The sequence below is a fragment of the Acutalibacter intestini genome, from assembly GCF_034334985.1.
GTDB lineage: Bacteria > Bacillota > Clostridia > Oscillospirales > Acutalibacteraceae > Acutalibacter > Acutalibacter intestini.
Genome location: NZ_JAWXXL010000151.1, coordinates 1 through 526, shown reverse-complemented (window position 1 = coordinate 526; position 526 = coordinate 1). Strand labels below are relative to the sequence as shown.

General features: G+C 51.7%; 1 protein-coding gene. It reads left to right on the top strand.

Annotated features, from left to right (window positions below; genetic code table 11):
- Positions 1-526: recombinase zinc ribbon domain-containing protein (locus U8U68_RS22175; RefSeq protein ID WP_322204667.1), on the top strand; the 526-nt coding region annotated here is incomplete at both ends.

The following is a 526-nucleotide window of genomic DNA, read 5'->3' as shown; positions in this document are numbered from 1 at the left end:
CCGAACCGCTTGACCGGGCTTCTCTACTGCGCCGACTGCGGCTCTAAACTCACACACCGCTATACCCTTGTGCAAGGGAAATGGATTGAGGACGCTTTTATCTGTTCCGGCTACCGCCACTTAATCCATGACTGCACCATGCACCATATCCCCACGGCGAAGATTGAAGCCGCTATCCTTGCCGTTATCCAGCGGGTAAGCTGGTATGTGCGGCACAATGAAAAAGAATTTACCGAGCGTGTCCGGGAAGCGTCCGACCAGAACCAAGAGAAAACCGTCAAGGAATGTAAGCAGAAAATCAGCAAAGCACAGAAGCGGCACAAAGAGCTGGACGGGCTTGTGAAAAAGCTGTACGAGGGCAACGCCACGGGCAAGATACCCGACAAACATTTTACCCGGCTTCTTGCTGAATATGACGAGGAACAGACCGGGCTTGAAACGTCCATAGCGGAATGGCAAAGGCAGATTGAAAGCTGGAACGCTGATAAGCTGAAAACAGACCAGTTTATCCAGCTTGTGAAACGCT